Annotated in this window: 18 protein-coding genes; 5 read left to right on the top strand and 13 right to left on the bottom strand. The window is 33.4% G+C overall.

Going from position 1 to position 15,700, the window contains the following annotated elements:
* Positions 1–14: 14 nt before the first annotated feature.
* The 7 genes from B0E44_RS10585 to rsfS all read right to left on the bottom strand — a co-directional run bounded on the left by B0E44_RS10585 (position 15) and on the right by rsfS (position 5,589).
* Entirely contained in the window at positions 15–791 is a 777-nt protein-coding gene (locus tag B0E44_RS10585; RefSeq protein WP_077374207.1) for a superoxide dismutase, read from the bottom strand.
* Between the two features lie 13 nt (positions 792–804).
* Entirely contained in the window at positions 805–1,068 is a 264-nt protein-coding gene (locus tag B0E44_RS10580; protein WP_077374204.1) for an acyl-CoA-binding protein, read from the bottom strand.
* Positions 1,068–1,721 (bottom strand): phosphatidylserine decarboxylase family protein, encoded by a 654-nt coding sequence (locus B0E44_RS10575; protein WP_077374201.1) that lies wholly within the window; start codon positions 1,719–1,721, stop codon positions 1,068–1,070. The genes B0E44_RS10580 and B0E44_RS10575 overlap by 1 nt, the downstream gene beginning before the upstream one ends.
* Positions 1,711–2,562, bottom strand: coding sequence for a phosphatidate cytidylyltransferase (locus B0E44_RS10570; RefSeq protein WP_077374198.1), 852 nt, complete (start codon positions 2,560–2,562; stop codon positions 1,711–1,713). Before B0E44_RS10570 ends, B0E44_RS10575 begins: the two co-directional genes overlap by 11 nt.
* Before the next feature lies 1 nt (position 2,563).
* Positions 2,564–3,166, bottom strand: coding sequence for an LUD domain-containing protein (locus tag B0E44_RS10565; protein WP_077374195.1), 603 nt, complete (start codon positions 3,164–3,166; stop codon positions 2,564–2,566).
* A 110-nt stretch (positions 3,167–3,276) separates the two neighbouring features.
* Positions 3,277–5,202 carry an ATP-dependent zinc metalloprotease FtsH gene (gene ftsH / locus B0E44_RS10560; RefSeq protein WP_077374192.1) on the bottom strand — a complete coding sequence of 642 codons (1,926 nt, stop codon included), beginning with the start codon at positions 5,200–5,202 and terminating at the stop codon, positions 3,277–3,279.
* A gap of 15 nt (positions 5,203–5,217) precedes the next feature.
* Positions 5,218–5,589 (bottom strand): ribosome silencing factor, encoded by a 372-nt coding sequence (rsfS, locus tag B0E44_RS10555; RefSeq protein WP_077374189.1) that lies wholly within the window; start codon positions 5,587–5,589, stop codon positions 5,218–5,220.
* 96 nt (positions 5,590–5,685) lie between these two features.
* Here rsfS and B0E44_RS10550 point away from each other — a divergent pair, with 96 nt between their 5' ends.
* Complete coding sequence (locus tag B0E44_RS10550) at positions 5,686–6,414, top strand: biotin--[acetyl-CoA-carboxylase] ligase (protein ID WP_077374186.1); 729 nt, start codon at positions 5,686–5,688, stop codon at positions 6,412–6,414.
* An 81-nt stretch (positions 6,415–6,495) separates the two neighbouring features.
* Here B0E44_RS10550 and B0E44_RS10545 read toward each other — a convergent pair whose 3' ends face one another.
* Together B0E44_RS10545 and pyrE are read right to left on the bottom strand one after the other, a co-directional pair.
* Positions 6,496–6,888 carry an STK_08120 family protein gene (locus tag B0E44_RS10545; RefSeq protein WP_077374183.1) on the bottom strand — a complete coding sequence of 131 codons (393 nt, stop codon included), beginning with the start codon at positions 6,886–6,888 and terminating at the stop codon, positions 6,496–6,498.
* Between the two features lie 81 nt (positions 6,889–6,969).
* The gene (gene pyrE, locus B0E44_RS10540; protein WP_077374180.1) at positions 6,970–7,611 is read right to left on the bottom strand and encodes an orotate phosphoribosyltransferase; all 642 of its coding nucleotides are present in this window, start codon (positions 7,609–7,611) and stop codon (positions 6,970–6,972) included.
* 7 nt (positions 7,612–7,618) lie between these two features.
* Between pyrE and B0E44_RS10535 the strand changes: the two genes are divergently transcribed.
* On the top strand, positions 7,619–8,221 hold the full coding sequence (locus B0E44_RS10535; protein ID WP_077374177.1) for an NUDIX hydrolase: 603 nt from the start codon (positions 7,619–7,621) through the stop codon (positions 8,219–8,221).
* 8 nt (positions 8,222–8,229) lie between these two features.
* On the opposite strand, the gene B0E44_RS10530 is transcribed toward B0E44_RS10535, so the two are convergent.
* On the bottom strand, positions 8,230–9,960 hold the full coding sequence (locus B0E44_RS10530) for a M14 family metallopeptidase (protein ID WP_077374173.1): 1,731 nt from the start codon (positions 9,958–9,960) through the stop codon (positions 8,230–8,232).
* A gap of 133 nt (positions 9,961–10,093) precedes the next feature.
* On the opposite strand from B0E44_RS10530, the gene B0E44_RS10525 reads away from it, so the two are divergent.
* The 3 genes from B0E44_RS10525 (at position 10,094) to B0E44_RS10515 (ending at position 13,446) form a co-directional block, all read left to right on the top strand.
* Entirely contained in the window at positions 10,094–11,278 is a 1,185-nt protein-coding gene (locus tag B0E44_RS10525) for a BamA/TamA family outer membrane protein (RefSeq protein ID WP_077374170.1), read from the top strand.
* 119 nt (positions 11,279–11,397) lie between these two features.
* A complete protein-coding gene (locus tag B0E44_RS10520) occupies positions 11,398–12,750 on the top strand; it encodes a DEAD/DEAH box helicase (protein WP_077374166.1) in 1,353 nt (450 codons plus the stop codon).
* 255 nt (positions 12,751–13,005) lie between these two features.
* A complete protein-coding gene (locus B0E44_RS10515) occupies positions 13,006–13,446 on the top strand; it encodes a hypothetical protein (protein WP_077374163.1) in 441 nt (146 codons plus the stop codon).
* A 71-nt stretch (positions 13,447–13,517) separates the two neighbouring features.
* On the opposite strand, the gene B0E44_RS10510 is transcribed toward B0E44_RS10515, so the two are convergent.
* The 3 genes from B0E44_RS10510 to coaD form a co-directional block, all read right to left on the bottom strand.
* Positions 13,518–14,096, bottom strand: a complete 579-nt coding sequence (locus B0E44_RS10510) for an alkylphosphonate utilization protein (protein WP_077374160.1) — start codon at positions 14,094–14,096, stop codon at positions 13,518–13,520.
* Between the two features lie 136 nt (positions 14,097–14,232).
* Positions 14,233–15,120 carry a restriction endonuclease gene (locus B0E44_RS10505; protein WP_077374157.1) on the bottom strand — a complete coding sequence of 296 codons (888 nt, stop codon included), beginning with the start codon at positions 15,118–15,120 and terminating at the stop codon, positions 14,233–14,235.
* Between the two features lie 62 nt (positions 15,121–15,182).
* A complete protein-coding gene (coaD, locus tag B0E44_RS10500; RefSeq protein WP_077374154.1) occupies positions 15,183–15,647 on the bottom strand; it encodes a pantetheine-phosphate adenylyltransferase in 465 nt (154 codons plus the stop codon).
* Positions 15,648–15,700 lie beyond the last annotated feature (53 nt).

The following is a 15,700-nucleotide window of genomic DNA, read 5'->3' as shown; positions in this document are numbered from 1 at the left end:
TTGTCTCAGCTTTTTTACTTTTTAAAAGTAGCTTTATAATTTTCGTTTACCTTTTCCCAATCTACTATTTTGAAAAAATCGTCAATGTAATTTTTCTTTTTGTATTGATAGTCTAAGAAATAAGCGTGTTCCCAGAGGTCAATTCCTAAAATTGGAGTTCCGTGAAATCCAATAACCGGAGCATATGTCATTAATGGATTGTCTTGGTCTTGAGTTGTTGATAATTGTAAAACTCCTGTTTTATCTACAACGAGCCAAACCCAACCAGAACCAAATTGTCTAGTTGCAGCATCTTTAAATACGGTTTTGAAATTAGAAAATGAACCAAAATCTTTAGTGATTTTTGAGGCTAATGTATCTATGGGTTCTCCGCCAGCTTTAGGCCCAATGGATTTAAAGTATAAACTATGGTTGTAATATCCTCCAGCATTATTACGTAGTATAGGGTCGTTGATATCTAATTTAGTCAATAACTCTTCTATGGTCAAATTCTCTTTGTCTGTACCTGCAACGGCTTTGTTTAGGTTGTTGGTGTAGTACAAAAAATTTTTATAATGTGATTCTAGTGTCAAAGCTGATAAATCAGGTATTAAGGCATCATATCCAAAAGGAATTTTTTCGAATGGAAACGAACCTTCATTTGCTTTTAAATCATTTGGGTTGCCTATGGTAATCTTCTCTTGTACAGTAGGCAAAGGAACTTCGACAACTTCAGTTAGCTTTTTGTCGTTACATGAAATTAAAACCGAAATAAAAAGCAAATGAGCTATTAGAGTAGTGTTTTTTTTCATCAGAAGAATACAATTACTTTATTAAGGAATGAATTAGTTCAATATATTGTTGTTTGGCTTCGTCTTGTGTAAGGTGGCTTATTTGTATCCAAGCATTGGTTTTGAATGCATTTCTTAAATCAGAATTATCCATAACAAAGCTTGTTTTATCAAATGTAGCATGCTTGTAAAAGGCATAAAGACGTAACTGTACATCTTGTGGTAAAGATGCTTGGGTCATAAATGAAGCAATTTCAACTGCTTCTTGAAATTGAGTATCTAAATCTTTTCCAATCATTAAGGCTTAATTGCAATTATAGTTTTTCCTCCAATTGCTTTTTGGTCAAGTACCACATTAATTGGTGTACCTAAAGGTAAAAAAATATCAACTCTTGAGCCAAATTTGATAAAACCGGCATCAGTACCTTGTACTACTTGCATTCCTTCTTGGGCATAATTTACAATTCGTCTTGCTAATGCACCAGCAATTTGACGGTACAATATCGAGCCAAAAGTTTTATTTTCAATTACAACCGTAGTTCTTTCATTCTCTTCACTTGCTTTTGGATGCCAAGCTACCAAGAATTTACCAGGATGGTATTTACTGAATTTTACCATACCACTTAGTGCATAACGAGTAACGTGTACATTTATAGGAGACATAAATATAGAAACCTGAATTCTTTTGTCTTTAAAATATTCACCTTCGTACACCTCTTCAATAACTACAACTTTTCCGTCAACAGGAGCAATAATATGATTTTCATTTATTTCTACCGTACGTTTTGGATTTCTAAAAAATTGCAAAATGATAATTAACAGCAATAGTGTCGCAATTTCAATGGTCATTCTGATCCATTCTGTCTGAATGAAATAATCCGTTGCTAAAAAAACTACAGCAGTGAAAATCGTGCCTAATAAAATACTTTGAGTTCCTTCTTTATGAAACATAACTTAAAATTTGATAAAATAAAAATATTATTGGTGCTACAAAGATAACACTATCTAGTCGATCTAGAATGCCTCCATGGCCTGGCATTATATTTCCGCTGTCTTTTTTTTCCGAAATACGTTTGAATTTGGATTCTACCAAATCTCCTATCGTTCCAAAAATCCCTACAATCAAGGCAATTATGATCCAAATGTACGTGTTTTTTTCAGGAAGCATTAAGAAATATTTTGATATAAAATAACTGGCAATTAATGCAAATCCAATTCCACCCAAAAAACCTTCGATGGTTTTTTTGGGGGAAATTCTTTCAAATAATTTATGTTTTCCAAAAGTTTTGCCAACTAAATACGCAAAAGTGTCGTTGGTCCATATTAAAATGAAAATACTGATTAGAATATTTGGATTATACCCTTTTATTCCAAAAGGTATTTTTGTGATAATAATAAAGGGTAATACAATGTATCCGATTAGATAAGCGAATTTCGAAAAAGTATCTACTCTTAAATTTTTATTATCAAATAGAAATACGATGCATTTTAAGGAAACAATGAGAGATAAAAAAAGTACCGCCAAATCAAAGTTTTTGCTGTAACGTAATATATAAAATAGGCCATCTGCTTTTGTGGCTATAGCAATTTTATAAAAAAACAAGTAAAATATATTGGCGATTGCGATTGGGGCAATTTTGTTTAAGTGAACTAAATTGCAAAACTCCATTACTGCTATCAATAAAAAGACTCCAAATAGAATAAAAAAAGTTTCTATAGAGTACTGTATTGAAGCTATTAATAATAAGATGTAAATAGCGCCAGATATTGATCTTTTTAGTGTTTCATTCATTTTAAAGATCTTCTAAAAGCAACAAATATAAATTTTTGGCAGAGCTTCCATATTGAGTGAAATCTTCTTCTTTTGCTTTTTCAAAATATTTTATTGTTGTGATATTTGTTGGGTATTCTGTCAAGTATTTTTTTCTGATCGCACTTAGACCATCGCTTTTCCCTTCCACTATCTGACTGGTATTGGCTAAAATAATGATGTTCGTGGGCAAATCATTTGGTTTTTTTTGTTTGATTTGATTTGAAGAAAATAAAATGGAGCCTTCTTCGGCTACAAGATTTTCACAGCTCGACAACAAAAATTTAGGATTTATATTTTGACCGTAAGTAAGTTTATTCTCATCCAGTAAAAAGTGTAGTTTTGGCTCATAGCATAGTGCTTCGCATTCAAACCAATCGTTTTCTTCAAGTATATTTTCAAATTGTTCTCTTACTTCATTTAAATTTTCGCAGTATAAAAATTTACCCCCATTTTTTTTAAAATTATAGATAAACTGTTCATCTAAAGGGGAATTGATATCTGGATTTGGTTTGTTTGAATGACCGCTTCTTGCTTCATCTGAAGAGGGGTCGTTAGAACCAAATAATTTTTTAAAAAGATTCATAATTTGTTACTAATCGTTTTGTGTTACTTGAAAACGTTCAAAGATAAAAAAATCTTAATTCAAAACGTGGTTTTGAATTAAGATTTTAAATATTTGTTAATTTTTTTAAATTATGAAACTACTTCACCTAAGTTTTTATCAAAAGTTCTTTTTCCGAAAATAGTTTCTAAATCGTCTTTGAAAATAACTTCTTTTTCGATTAAGATAGAGGCTAGTTGCTCTAATTTATCTTTGTTCTCTTCTAGAATTGCTATCGCTCTTTGGTATTGACTTTCGATAAGATCTGAAATCTCTTTATCAATTACTTTGGCAGTTTCATCAGAATAAGGTTTAGAAAAACTGTATTCACTTTGTCCACTGGAATCGTAATAAGTTACATTTCCAATTTTGTCATTTAACCCGTAAACGGTAACCATGGCGCGAGCTTGTTTTGTGACTTTTTCTAAATCACTCAAAGCACCTGTAGATATTCTGTCAAAAGTTACTTTCTCTGCAGCTCTACCACCCATAGTCGCACACATTTCGTCAAGCATTTGATCTGTACGAACAATTAGACGTTCTTCAGGTAGATACCAAGCAGCACCAAGACTTTGTCCACGAGGAACGATAGTAACTTTGATTAATGGAGCAGCGTGTTCAAGCATCCAACTTACAGTGGCGTGTCCGGCTTCGTGAATAGCGATAGCTCTTTTTTCCTCTGGAGTGATGATTTTGTTTTTCTTTTCAAGTCCTCCTACAATACGATCTACTGCATCTAGGAAATCTTGTTTATCAACAGCTTCTTTATTATTTCTTGCGGCAATTAATGCGGCTTCATTACAAACATTGGCAATATCAGCTCCTGAAAAGCCTGGAGTTTGTTTGGCTAAAAAGTCGGTATCCAGTCCTTCTACTTTTTTCAAAGGCGCAAGATGTACTAAGAAAATTTCAGCTCTCTCACGAATATCTGGTAAGTCAACAAAAATTTGTCTGTCAAAACGACCAGCACGCATCAAAGCTTTGTCCAAAACGTCTGCTCGGTTTGTAGCAGCCAAAACAATTACATTTGAATTGGTACCGAAACCATCCATTTCAGTCAATAATTGGTTTAATGTGTTTTCTCTTTCATCATTTCCCCCAGACATATTGCTTTTTCCTCTAGCTCTACCTACAGCATCGATTTCATCAATGAAAATAATGGCTGGAGATTTTTCTTTGGCCTGTTTGAAAAGATCACGTACCCTTGAAGCACCAACACCTACAAACATTTCAACGAAATCTGAACCTGATAAAGAGAAGAAAGGTACTTGTGCTTCACCAGCTACAGCTTTAGCCAATAATGTTTTACCAGTTCCTGGAGGCCCTACAAGTAGCGCTCCTTTTGGTATTTTACCTCCTAAATTAGTGTATTTCTCAGGGTTTTTAAGGAATTCAACAATTTCTTGTATTTCTTCTTTTGCACCTTCTAAACCAGCTACATCTTTGAATGTAGTTTTGATATCTGTTTTTTCATCAAAAAGTTTGGCTTTCGATTTTCCAATATTGAAAATTTGTCCGCCTCCGCCACCTGGACCACCAGACATTTTTCTCATAATAAAAATCCAAACACCAATAATGATAATAATTGGCAGTAGGCTTACAAAAAGATCTGTCCAATTGCTTTTTTGTAAAAAATTAAAATCTTTTAATTTTCCTTCAGCAACAGCTTTTTCTAATTTGGTTTGAAAAATTTGGTCATTACCAATGTCAAACGAATAATGTGGGCCTTTGTTAGGTCTGTCCAGTACGTCTTTTGAGACTTTTTTATGTTCCGCATCATTTAAAGCTTGCGCATTTAAATAAACTTCAGCTTCGTTTTTATTGTAAACAATAACTTTTTCGATTTGTCCTTTCTCTAAATAAGAATTGAATTTAGAAGAGGTTAACAGAGCAGGTTCTTGAAAGCTAGATCCACCAGTTACAAAACTTATTCCTAGAAAAATTAATAGTATTGCAGTGTAAACTAACCAAGGACTTACTTTAAATTTATTTGAATTTGGATTATTCTCTTTAGCCATTAGAAGATTATTTCTTTAATATTTGTTTTCTATTTTAGTGATTTTGGCATCACCCCAAAGACTTTCAATGTTATAATATTCACGGATGTGTTTTTGAAATACATGTACAACAATGTGAACATAGTCCATCAGCACCCATTCGGCTACATCAGAACCTTCAACGTGCCAAGGTTTGTCTTTTAAATCTTTAGAAACTGTTTTTTGAATAGAATTAACGATGGCATTCACTTGAGTGTTTGAATTACCATTACAAATAACAAAATAGTCACATACTGCAGTGTCTATTTCTCTTAAATCTAAAATATCGATATCACTTCCTTTTACTTCTTCTATTCCTTTTATAATGTTCGCCAATAGAACATCATTGTTTATAGTCTTTTTCGCCATTTAATTTTTTATATAAGTTTGTAAAGTTACCATTTTTTGTGATTAATTTTGAACCTTAACATAATATTAAATTATGTTTTACAAAAAATAGTACACATGAAGCTAATCAAACTCGATGCCATAGATTCTACAAATGAGTTTTTAAAAGGTTTATCGAACAAACAAGAGGTTCAAAATTTCACTGTAGTTACTGCTGATAATCAATTGAAAGGGAAGGGGCAAATGGGAGCCAAGTGGAATTCTGAACCAGGTAAGAATCTTATAATGAGTGTTTTGATTAAGGAATTTTTATTTGACAATGAGACAGTTTTTGATTTGAATGTAGTGGTCTCTTTAGCTGTAATTCGAACCTTAAAAAAGTATAATATTCCCGAATTAAGCGTAAAATGGCCTAACGACATTATGTCAGCAAATAAGAAAATAGGTGGCATATTGATTGAGAATAGTATAAAAGGAACTGGAGCAATTACATCCATTGTCGGGCTTGGGTTGAATTTGAATCAAATGAAATTTGAAAATTTACCACGAGCATCATCACTGGCATTGATTTGCGATTCTTTTTTTGATAAAGAAGAAATTCTATTGGGAATAGTAGTCCAAATGGAACAAATGATTGCTAATTACAGTGCAATTTCTTCTGGTTTATGGGAAGAGTATGTTAGTGGATTATTCAAAATAGGCATTCCTACAGCGTTTACAGATGAAAAAGAAAGCAATTTTATGGGGATTATAAAAGGGGTTTCTTCAATAGGGAAGCTTCAGATTCTTTTGGAAGATGACAGCATTTGTGAATATAATCTGAAAGAGGTGCAAATGTTGTACTAGGATAAGATTCCTTTTTTATTGTTATAAAAAAAAAAGCCTTTTAGCAAAAACTAAAAGGCTTTACTCTTAAATAAAAAGATATTAAAGTTTTGTCATATTGTTGGCCAAGGTCTCGATGAATTTGCTAATTGGTCCTTTTATCATCATAGCCATCATCGCATTAAATTCGCCTTCAAAATCGAGTTTTACAGCACTTGAACTTTCTGAAATGGTATCAATATTAGCTACTAAAGTGAAAGGAAGTTTGTCGCTTGCAGCACCCAAAACAATTTTGTTTGGAGCTACTTTTTCTTTCATCTTTAATTTGATTTCAGGCATTCCTTTTAATCCAAAAATAAAAGCATCTTCTCCGGTTACTTCAAATTTTGCGATATTATCGGGCATTAATTTTTCGAAGTTTTTTACATCGCTCAATAAATCGAATAATTCTTGACTTGATTTTTCAACCGTAACTTTTGGACTTTCTAAGTTCATAATTATATTTTAATGTTTGTTTTTCTTTTTTTTAATCAAAAAATGCTTTGTCTGTTGGCTATCGCTCGGGTCTGCCCTAATTTATACGTTCCAAGTTGATGGACTTATATTCCATTCTCTCAAAGTTTGCTCTTCTTTTTCGGTTATGTAACTTTTTGCGACTGCCAAATTCAATAAATTTTGATAGTTACTCAAAGTGTATAAATCTATTTTAGCATTTTTGAAATTTTGGTCGGCAACATCAAAACCATAAGTAAATATAGCTGCCATTCCTTTTATCACTGCTCCTGCTTCTCGTAAGCCTTCAACGGCAAGCAAACTACTGTTTCCAGTACTGATTAAATCTTCAATAATTACTACGCTTTGTCCTTTTTGCAGGAAACCTTCTACTTGATTTTGACGACCATGTTTTTTGGGTTCTGGGCGAACATATACAAAAGGAAGTCCCATGCTCTCTGCAACCAGCATTCCTATGCCTATTGCTCCAGTGGCTACACCTGCAATCACATCTGGTTTCCCAAATTGTTTCTCAATGTTCTTAGAAAATTCGTCTCGGACATAATTTCTTATGGCTGGAAACGAGAGGATTAAACGATTATCGCAATATATAGGCGATTTCCATCCGGAAGCCCATGTAAAAGGATTTCCTGGATTCAATTTAATTGCATTTATTTGCAAAAGCAATTCGGCTGTTTTTTCGGCTGTATCTTTATTAAAAATCATAATACAAATGTATAAAGTTTTTGTTAACGACAAACCACTTTTTTTGACAAATCAAATCTCTAAGGAGACGGATTTTCAACTTTTCTTGTTAGACAGTATTGATGTTGAGCAAGTTATTGTAAAAATGTTTCAAAATAAAATTAAGAAAGCGTATTTATATCACCCTGATGAAAGTGTGATAATGAAAACGTTGAAAGCAAAAATTCCTGTTAATAAAGCTGGAGGAGGATTGGTCTATAATAAAAAGGGTGAAGTTTTATTCATTTTTAGAAATGGAAAATGGGATTTGCCTAAAGGAGGAACAGATAAAGGAGAGCTAATTGAAAAAACGGCTATGCGCGAAGTTGAAGAAGAAACGGGCGTAAATGAATTGGAAATTGTTAGAAAGCTACAAAAAACCTATCATGTTTTTAAACGAAACGGGAAATACAAATTAAAAATCACCCATTGGTTTGAAATGCAGTCAACATTTGAAGGTACTCCAATTGGCCAGTTAGAAGAAGGAATTGAAAAAGTAGCCTGGTTGAACCCAGATCAAATAAAGGAGGCTTTGAAGAATTCCTATGAGAATATTAAATTATTGTTTGAGGAAGAAAAACTGATTAAATAAAGTGATTTTTAGTTGAGTAATCTATAAACTGGATATTGTAAATGTTCTTTTTCATAGAATTTGGAATGTTTATAAACCCAATCCAATTGTGCTTCGCTATTTTTTGCAAATGCAGGGTCATTATTGACTTTGCTTTCCAATTCAATTTTTAAACTAGGGTTGTCTTTTAAAAGTTGGGCGGCCAAATCCTCAAAAACATATTCTGAATACCCTTCTTTTTGTTGTAAAATGCTATCGAAAAAGTTCCAGTTGAAGAACGAATCAACAGCTTCGGGTTCTAAAGTTTCCAGTAAATATTTTACCGCTTTTTGTTCAGTCGAAAATACATAATCTCCTTTGCTGAAAGTTTTCTTTTCAATACTTGCCTTCAATTTTGTGTTTCTGTGCGGATAATGTCCCTCATAAGCTTGGCTTGACGTTTTGTAATCGGTAATTTTATAACTTTCGACTTCAATAATTGTGTCTTTTTTTAACTGTGTGTAGTTGCAGTTATTACTTTTTAATAAATCAATGACATTCCAGTAGCCTTTTGGAATAATATAAGATTTCGGAATCGTAACTTCTTTTACCGATTTGTACTCTTTGATATAAGGTATGTTCTTTTGGTACGGTTTGGTTCTGTCATAAAATAATCGTTGTCCCGTCGTGACCTCACTTTTTTTGTAAGAAGCCTCAAAGCCAGAAAACAGAAAAGTTGTCGCCTTTGAGCTGTCTATTTTCCATTCAATAGGATAGGACTTTTTAGGTTTGTATTGTTCTTCATTTTTGGCACGCAGTTCTTTTAATTTTTTATAATTCAAATCGGTAAAAGCAAGAGTGGAAATCATGTATTCATAAGTAGCTTTTACACGATCAGCATATTTTTTTAGCATATGGGTTTCAACAACGAAACCGATAGTATTAAACAGCGAAGTATAACCTGTTGTATATCTTGGTGTATCCGAAAATTGCACGAAACCATTGTCGGGTGTTTCCTCGAATGCATTGACATAAGGCGTTGTTGGAATGTTTTTTTGTTCCAAATCTTTTACAATAAATGGCATCATTTCGTTATTCATAAAGTCTCCAAGAACAGTTCCCAATTTATTATGCTGAGTCATGATATAGGTTAATTTGTATTGATAATCGGAGCCATTACTAACATGATTATCGATAAAAACATCTGGGTTTATTTTGTGATAGATTTCAACAAAACTTTTGGTGTTTCGTGTATCGGATTTAATCATATCGCGATTCAAATCATAGTTTCTGGCATTGCCCCGAAAACCGTATTCTTCCGGGCCTTCTTGGTTGGCTCTGGAAGAGGAATTTCTGTTCAAAGCGCCACCGATATTATAAATAGGAATGGTAACTATTACGGTGTTTTTTGGTGTTTTTATTTTGCCTAAAGCCAAATCCCGAAACAACTGCATCGTAGCGTCTATGCCGTCCGGTTCGCCTGCGTGAATCCCATTATTGAGAAATAGTACAGCTTTGTTTTTTTGAATTTCATTAAAATTAAATTTCTTTTCAGGGTTGAAAGTAATCATGTATAAAGGTTCGCCACTATCTGTCAATCCCATTTTTTCCATTTTTACTGTTGAAAAATCATGAGCCAAAAGCGTATAAAAAGCCATTGTTTCTGTATAATCAGCCGATTGGTTTCCATTTCCTTTTTCGAAAAAAGTAGTGTATTTATTGTTCTTTTGGGCAAAAACGGAAACGGTGATCAGCAGGAAACAAAAGCGAATGAATTGCATAAGGTTAATTTTGAATTTGGGTTTCAAATGTAATTAATTTAAATTAATTTTTGTCCAAAAAATAGTATCTTAGACTTGCCTCATTTGTAGTAAATAGTTGAAAATAAAACTCATCATTTAAAGAAAGTTTCAGATGAAAAAAAGAATCCTGTTAATTGTATTTTTATTTAATGTCCTCAATGCTTTTTCGTACACTACAAACAAAACATTTTTCTTTGTTGAAAGTGAAATTCTTAAGTCAAAATTGGCTGTTTTGGACACAATCAAAGATACAGTCAAAAAGAAAGAAAAGAAATTTGCTTTCATGCCATTACCTACTTTGACATATGATCGTTCTCAAGGAGCGGGAATTGGGGTAATAGCTATGGGGCTTTTTAAGGCTGACAATTCAAAAAAAGCACCTCTTTCCAGAGTTATAGGTGTTGGTAATTATGCCACAAACGATTCTTACTACATTATGTTAGGGACACGTCTTTATCTTATGGAAGATTATTGGAGAATTCTTGCAGCGGTTGGATACATAAATTATAATTTTCAGGCTTTTCAAACTTTTGAAGACGTCGACGGAGGTCAGGCTGGAGTCTATGAAACACCTTATACTACAAAAGGGGCTTTATTTGCATTTGCATTGCAGAGAAGAGTTTTCGAAAATTTTTATTTAGGAATTGGTGGATTCATGATGCGATCGGATGTAATTGTCACCCTTCCTGATGGTAGTGAACAAGTAGAACCCAATAACATTAATTCACTGTCCGTACCAATTAGTTACGATACTCGAAACAGTATCTACAATCCGAGTGATGGGCTTTTTGTTGACGGAAGATTTTCAATGATACCCGAATGGCTGGATAACGACAATGATTTTATTAAAACGATGTTATATGTAAACCATTATAAGAAATTGGGTGACCACAAAATTTTAGCCAGTCGCTTTGCAATGAAAGCCAATTTTGGCGATGTCCCTTTTGCTTCGCAGGATTATATTGGTCAAACAGATTTAAGGGGCTATACTCAAGGAGAATATAGAGGAAATCAAACTTATACAGTCCAATCTGAGTTTCGAAATAATTTTTATAAAAAATGGGGATATGTTGGGTTTGTTGGACTTGGAATTGCTTATCGAAAGTCCGAAGAAGGAGCCGCAGCAGGAGATTGGTATAATTCAGGTGCATCTTGGAGTAAGCCATTGCCAAGTATTGGTGCCGGTGCTCGTTATCAGGTAATTGAAAAGGCGGGTCAAAAAGTAAATGCAGGTATAGATGTCGCAGTAGGTCGTGGTGATTGGGGATTTTATTTCAGGATTACCGAAGCTTTTTAAAGGTAGTCTTTGGTTCTATTCTTCATTTGATATTGTATAAAAGTTATCGAAATGTTATGTCTGAAAAGGAGTGATTTCAGTATTGAAAACAAAGTGTTATTTTTGATTACCTTTGCAAAATGAATAAGAAACACCATTCCAACAATATATTATTGAATTTAGGTATCGAAAGCCTAAATGAAATGCAAGAAGTTGCACAAGATGTCATCCTAAATGACAATAATGTTTTACTCCTTTCTCCAACAGGTTCTGGAAAAACATTGGCATTTTTATTGCCGATTTTCGAAATGCTGCAACCCGAAATTTTATCGGTTCAATGTTTGATTCTAGTTCCATCACGCGAATTAGGATTGCAGATTGAACAGGTTTGGAAAAAAATGGGTACCGATTACAAAGTAAATGTTTGTTACGGAGGGCATTCCATTGAGACAGAAATTAAAAATTTAAGTAATCCTCCAGCAGTTTTAATTGGAACTCCAGGTAGAATTGCAGACCATATCGACAGAGGCACTTTTCGATTGGACAAAATCCAAACTTTAATTCTGGACGAGTTCGACAAATCCCTGCAGTTGGGTTTCCATGAACAAATGTCTTTCATTATTGGTAAATTGAGCAAACTCAACAAACGAGTATTGGTTTCGGCTACATCTGATATTGAAATTCCAAAATATACTCGAGTTGTGAATCCAACAATCTTGGATTTTATTCCAACCGAAGAGGAACAGGAAAGTAATCTGGCCACCAAAATGGTAATTTCGAAAGAAAAAGACAAACTGGGAAGTTTATTTAACCTGATTTGCTCTTTGAAATCACAGTCGGCTATTGTTTTTTGCAATCATCGTGATGCTGCAGAACGTATTAGTGATACCTTGAATGAAAAAGGAATTTATGCCACTTATTATCATGGTGGTATGGATCAGGATGAGCGTGAACGATCATTGATTCAATTCCGTAATGGAAGTATGAGTTATTTAATAACTACCGATCTTGCGGCTCGTGGACTTGATATTCCCGAAATGAAGCATGTAATCCACTATCATTTACCTTTGAAAGAAGATGAGTTTACCCATAGAAATGGCCGTACTGCGCGTATGTTGGCTTCGGGAACGGCTTATGTGATTGCTCATGAGAGCGAGAAAAAAATGGACTATCTGGATTACAGTATGGAAGTTCTGGATGTGGAAAAAGCTGCCTCATTGCCAAAACCTCCCGAGTTTCAAACCATTTATATTAGTGGCGGAAAGAAAAACAAACTCAATAAAATTGACATCGTAGGTTTCTTTTCCCAAAAAGGGAAATTAGAAAAAGGAGATTTGGGATTAATTGAAGTGAAAGATTTTATCTCATTTGCTGCAGTGAAATTCAATAAAGTCAAAGATTTACTTGAAGCCATAAAGGACGAAAAAATGAAAGGCAAGAAATTCAAGATTGAAGTAGCCAGAAAGGTAATTAAGAAAGAGGAGGAGGAATAAGATTGCAGATTTTAGATTTTGAAAATATTAGTTTAAAAATCGTTGGGAGTATGTTTTACTTTTAACGATTTTTTTATGCCATTGATTTACCTGAGATTATTCATAATTATGGGGCTTGTTTTTAATTTACAAACAAAATGAATAATTTAGTGTTGATAAAAAAATACTGTAAAAATGTAGTTACTTCTTTTTATTATTATGTTTGCCAATAAATACTTAACCTATTAAAGTATATCATTAAACCCCAAATAAATTATGAAAAAAGTTATTGCGATTGCTGTTTTGTTAATTAGTTCTATTGGCTTTAGCCAAATTAAAGTTCTTGAAACTGTGCCAGTTGAAAAATTGGGAAGAGTAAATAATAGTTTTTATGTTCAAAAAATTGGTGATGAGTTTACCTTTTTCTACACAACCGTTCAGTCTGATGACGATGAGTCAACTTTAAAGGCGTTTACATTCAAAAATGTTGACAATGCTTATCAAAGTCTTTATGGTATCATTTCAAAAGGATTTACAGCTAGCCCCTTGAATGACGTGAAATTGGAATTGCCTAATCATTTTGTTTGGCTGCATTATATTGCAAGTTCAGACAAAACAATGGTACAGTTTATGGTTTCAAACAAGGAGGCAGGTTCAACAAATATTTCTGAGCCATTATCAAAAGAGCAAGTTGAAAAATTATTTCAAAAAAGCTAATTGAACATAGTATTATAAAACAAAAACGTCCCAATTAATTGGGACGTTTTTTATTTTTATAGAAACCGAAATTATATTTTCTTAACGTATTGCGTTATAATCACAATTTGTTGTCCATCTACTTTTCCTTCAATGTATTCTGCATTTTCATGATCCAAACGGATATTACGTACCGAAGTTCCTTGTTTTGCAACCATACTTGATCCTTTTACTTTTAGATCTTTGATTAATACAACTGAATCTCCATGAGCTAAAATCACTCCATTTACATCACGGTGTATGATTTTGTTTTCATCATCTTCTCCTTCACCAGTTGCTTGTGCCCATTCCAGTGTGTCTTCGTCAAAATACATTTGTTCCAAAAGCTCTTGTGGCCAACCATTTTTACGCAAACGACTTAACATTCTCCAAGCTGCAACCTGTACAGGAATGTGTTCGCTCCACATGCTGTCGTTCAAACATCTCCAGTGGTTTAAATCTTCATGTCCTGGATTTTCTATTTGGTCAATACAAGTAGGACAGGCAAAGATACTTTCATCCAATCCGCCTTTTTTGGTAGGCAATATTTGGAATTCTTTTAGATTTTCGGTGGCAGCGCATAATTCACATTGGGAACCGCTGCGTTTATTTAATTCTCTTTCGAAGCTCATTATAAGTTGTGTGTTTTAGGTTGCGAAATTACGCTTAAATGGTAGGTTTTGCAAGTTTATGTTTTTGGGTTGTTGTAGTGTATAGTTGTTTGGAAATAAATTAAATAATTATCTAAATCACTTGGAAGAATAAACTTTATAATTTATCAAACCAATCTTTTTTGACTTCTACTGTTTCAGTTAGTTTTGTTTCTATTCCTAGTTTTAATTCTTTTAATTTTTCACAAAGTAACTCTCCGTCTATTAAATCTATTGGGGGCGCACCGTCTCTTGTTGCTTCTTTTATTGCTTCTCTTGTGAAAGAACCAGTAGTAATTACAAGTCCTTTGTCTGCTCTGCCTTGCATTGCGCCTCTAAAATCTCGAATTTGACTTGGTGATACTGAACCCTTATATCTTTTACATTGGAAAATAACATGAAAACTTAACAAACCACTTACACGAACAATTCCTTTTCCGTCAATCCCACCATCACCAACTTTTCCTGTAACTTCAACTTGAGAAAATCCACTTTCTCTTAAAATTCTTTGGGCAAGTCTCTCAAATGCGGCAGGGGAAATATTATATAAAACATTTAAAAGTTTATCTTTCCATTCTTCTGTTTCGTTTACTTCGTCTGTTATTTCTTCATCGATTTGTTGAGTTTCTGTTTTAGGAACTTTTGGTTTTGTATTCGTTGACTTATTCTGTTCTCTTACTTTTTTAACAATTTCTGTATAATCAAGTTCAGAAACATCAATATCAGATTTTGATAGTGACCAAACACCGCGAGAAGAATTGTCAACTAATCCAAACTTTTTTAAATAAGTTTTACTCCATGCAAGACGATAATCAATTTCATTCATAGTTCCTTCTTCACCATGAGGAATTAGTAGAATTTCATCTGTTAATTCAGCAATTTCATAAACTTTTGAGTTGATTTCTTCTATTGTTCCTGATCCTCCTAACTCTATTAAAGCCTTAACTGTTGGAATAATTAATTCGTCAAATGAAGGAAGTATGCCGTTTTGTTTTTTTCTCGCCATTATTTTTTTCTTTTTTAGAAAACTTACTTTATTCCTATTGATAATTGATTTACTAAAGCTTATTACTTATGCAACTTAACCCTTACTGCTTCTGGAACCAGCATTTCGTATTCCCCGTGATTTCGGATAACATCTCTCACGATACTGGAACTGATGTAAGAAGTTCTCGCTGCAGTCAATAAAAAGACAGTTTCTATTTTGGATAATCTTCGGTTAGTGTGGGCGATGGCTTTTTCGAATTCGAAATCTGCTGGATTGCGGAGTCCTCTCAAGATAAAATCGGCTTTTACTTTTTGGCACAAATCGATGGTTAAACCTTCGTAGGTGATAACTTTGACTTTAGGCTCATTTTTGAATGTTTCCTCTATAAAGCGTTTTCTTTCTTCAAGACTAAACATGTATTTTTTTTCGGCATTTACCCCAATGGCAATTACAATTTCATCGAAAAGCGAAATACCTCTTTTGATGATGTCTTCGTGACCTAAAGTGATTGGGTCAAAAGATCCCGGGAATATGGCTTTTTTCATATGAATTTTATATTTTTTTTATTGGAATATGATATCGCCATTCTGTATTTCTA

The sequence above is a fragment of the Flavobacterium sp. A45 genome (assembly GCF_002001005.1).
GTDB lineage: Bacteria > Bacteroidota > Bacteroidia > Flavobacteriales > Flavobacteriaceae > Flavobacterium.
This window is presented reverse-complemented; position numbering and strand designations above follow the sequence as displayed.